The following is a 2765-nucleotide window of genomic DNA, read 5'->3' as shown; positions in this document are numbered from 1 at the left end:
CGTCAGCGGGGTGAGCACCTGCCAGAGCTGGCCCAGCTTGGCGTTGCTGTACGAGGCGACCAGCTTGGCGTTGGCGTACGCGGCGATGAAGTGCCGGTGCTGCTCGTCGAGGCGGCGGGCCCAGCCGGCGGTGACCGTGGCGAGCCGGTCGGAGTCGGCGCGGGCCTGCGCGCCACTGCGGGCGGCGACGGCCGGGACGATCGCGGCGACCGGACGGTGATCGCCGTCGCGGGTGACGACGGTGACCTCGTCGGTCAGCTCGGCCAGCGCGACGAGCTGGCTGAACCGGGTGCGCGCCTCGCGCAGCGGCACGGAGCGCGGCGGGTCGGGGTGCGGGGTGAGCGCGGGGACGGCCATGGATGCATGGTGCCGCCGGGGTACGACAGAAACGCCGTCGTCAGTGGACGGTGGGCTGCGGCACGGCCGGCCCGGCCAGCCACTCGTCGGCCAGCACCGACCAGACCTCGAGGTCGATCCGCCCGTGCGGACCCGGGTAGACCTGCCGGAGCGTGCCGTCGTGGCGCAGGCCGAGACGGCGGGCGAGCGCGATGCTGCGGGCGTTGTCGGCGTTGGTGCGCCACTCCACCCGCTGGATGCCGCGCTCGCGTACCGCCCAGTCGACGATCCGGCGGACCGCCGGCGCGACGATGCCGTGCCCCTGCGCCGCGGGCTCCACCCAGCAGCCCACCTCGCAGACGCCCAGCGTGGTGTCGAACGACACGAACATGACCCCGCCCACCAGCGTGCCGCGCCACCACAGGCCCCAGATGCCGCCCGCGTCCCGGGCCCAACGGTCCGCGTACCGCTGGAGCACCGCCCGGGCCGAGGGCAGGTCGGTGGCGACGAAGGACGGCGACACCCAGGGCTGGATGTGCTCGCGGGCCCGGTCCAGATTGGCGAGGAACTCCTCGGCCCGCCACGGGTCCAGCGGGCGCAGCTCGACCTCCTCGGTCAGCGGCAGGGCGAACACCGGGCCTCCAGGGGTGGGTCGGACGTCGGGTAGCAGGTTCGCACAGGCCCGCCGGCCGGACCCCGGGTGGGGCACGGTCACGCCCGCGCTCAGGCCGGCAGGTGGGTACGCAGTGCGGTGAACTGGGCCACGGTCAGGTACGACGGGTTCGCGGCCTGCGGCTGGCGGAACACCTCCAGGGCGGCGAGCCGGTCGTCGGCGCGCAGCAACCGCCGGGGCACCCGGTCCTGCTCGGCGAGGATGGGCAGGTCCAGCGGCACCGACCAGGGCTGCCCCGGCGGCCCCGGCTCCGCCACCCCGGTGACCCGGCCGACTCCCCACACTCCGTACGGCAGCCGGCCGCGGCTGCCGCTGGCCCAGAAGACCACCGGCTGCCCCGCGCGCATCGACCGTGCCCGGTAGCCGGGTCGTACGCACCAGCTGGTCACCAGGGGCTCGCGGGCGAACCGGGAGGCCAGGTCGACGGCGTCGGCGTTGCCCTTGATCACCCAGGCGCCCAGGTCGTCGAGGCGCACCCGTGGCTCGGTCATGTCCTCATCGTGCCCGCCCGACCGACGACCCAATCAGATGATCATGTGGGTCCAGTAGCTGAGCCAGAGCACGAACAACGCGCCCTGCACCAGGGCGAGGGTCGCGGTCAGCCACACGTCGACGGTGGCGCGGCGTGCCCAGCGGGCCAGCACCAGGGCGACGGGGAACGCGGCGAGCAGGTAACGCAGCAGACTCTTGTAGACCGCCGGGCCCATCGACAGCGGCACGAACACCATGAGCAGGCCGTACACCAGGTAGGCCACCTCCCGGCGACGGAACCCGGCCACCAGCACGGCCAGCACGGCCACGGCGAACCAGACCCGGGCCGCGTCGCGCGCCTCCCCGGCCAGCCCGCCCAGCAGCACCGGCACCGGATTCTGCACCGTGATCCCCCACCCGACCTGCTGGGCGTGCTGGTAGGCGAACCAGTCCCCGCCCCGCCACCGGCAGAACGCCATGAACGTGAACCACCCGGCGGGCAGCAGCAGCAGCGGCCAGCCGATCCGCAGGTAACCGAGCAGGGCGCGCGGGCCGAGCCGCCAGTCGTGCTGGCGCAGCAGCACCAGGGCCAGCGGCAGCGCGACCACCAGACCGACCGACCGGCTCATCGCCAGGAAGTAGCCGAGCACGCCGACCAGCAGCCACTGGCGGCGTTCCGCGTGATAGAACGCGGCCAGCGCGAGGCAGACGAAGAGCGACTCGGTCAGCGCGGCCTGGAACAGGAAGGCCGTGGGCAGCAGCACCAGGTACCGGGTGAACCGGCGGGCCGCGTCGGGGTCGCCGAGCAGCAGCTCGGCCAGTCGGTAGCCGTACCAGAGGGCCAGCAGGAACGCGACGTTGCTGATCAGCAGCAGGGCCAGCGCGTTGTCGCCGCCGAGCAGCGCGCCGACCGGCCGGGCCAGGAACGGATAGAGCAGCGGGAAGCCGAAGTCCCGCCACGGTCCGGTCAGCGGCAGCTCACTCAGCCGCAGGTAGAGCAGCGCGTCCCAGGCGAACCAGAAGGAGATCCACCGGTGCCCGGACACCTCCCGCTGCTGCGTCCACATCAACGTCTCGTCGGCCGGCGGCGCGCCGGGGATGCCGTCCCAGGCGTGCAGCACCAGGAGCCCGACCAGGGTCAGCAGCAGCTTCGCGCCGAGGAAGAGGCCGATCAGGTACGGCCAGGGCGCCGGCACCCGGCGGACCAGCCGTACGCCGGCCTGCGCCGTCCCGGCCAGCCGGGCGGCCAGCGCCGTCCCCCGGCCGCTCCGCCACCGGCGCATCC

General features: G+C 74.2%; 4 protein-coding genes. All 4 read right to left on the bottom strand.

The annotated features are described in order from the left end of the window. A partial coding sequence (locus tag EAD98_RS01080; RefSeq protein ID WP_233583667.1) for a type II toxin-antitoxin system Phd/YefM family antitoxin occupies window positions 1-357 on the bottom strand: 357 nt, incomplete at its 3' end. 40 nt (window positions 358-397) lie between these two features. Then, complete coding sequence (locus tag EAD98_RS01075; protein WP_121652224.1) at window positions 398-970, bottom strand: GNAT family N-acetyltransferase; 573 nt, start codon at window positions 968-970, stop codon at window positions 398-400. An 89-nt stretch (window positions 971-1059) separates the two neighbouring features. After that, window positions 1060-1500, bottom strand: a complete 441-nt coding sequence (locus EAD98_RS01070) for a hypothetical protein (RefSeq protein ID WP_121652223.1) — start codon at window positions 1498-1500, stop codon at window positions 1060-1062. 33 nt (window positions 1501-1533) lie between these two features. After that, window positions 1534-2763, bottom strand: coding sequence for a hypothetical protein (locus EAD98_RS01065; protein WP_233583666.1), 1230 nt, complete (start codon window positions 2761-2763; stop codon window positions 1534-1536). Window positions 2764-2765 lie beyond the last annotated feature (2 nt).

This window comes from Micromonospora sp. CV4 (genome assembly GCF_003667455.1).
Lineage (GTDB): Bacteria > Actinomycetota > Actinomycetes > Mycobacteriales > Micromonosporaceae > Micromonospora.
The sequence above is the reverse complement of the archived record's forward strand: the minus strand, read 5'-3'. Positions and strand labels throughout refer to the sequence as shown.

What these genes read in the sequence shown, in the direction of transcription:
- EAD98_RS01070 (WP_121652223.1), bottom strand. Translation starts at nt 1,500, where the DNA reads ATGACCGAGCCACGGGTGCGCCTCGACGACCTGGGCGCCTGGGTGATC.
- EAD98_RS01065 (WP_233583666.1), bottom strand. Translation starts at nt 2,763, where the DNA reads ATGCGCCGGTGGCGGAGCGGCCGGGGGACGGCGCTGGCCGCCCGGCTG.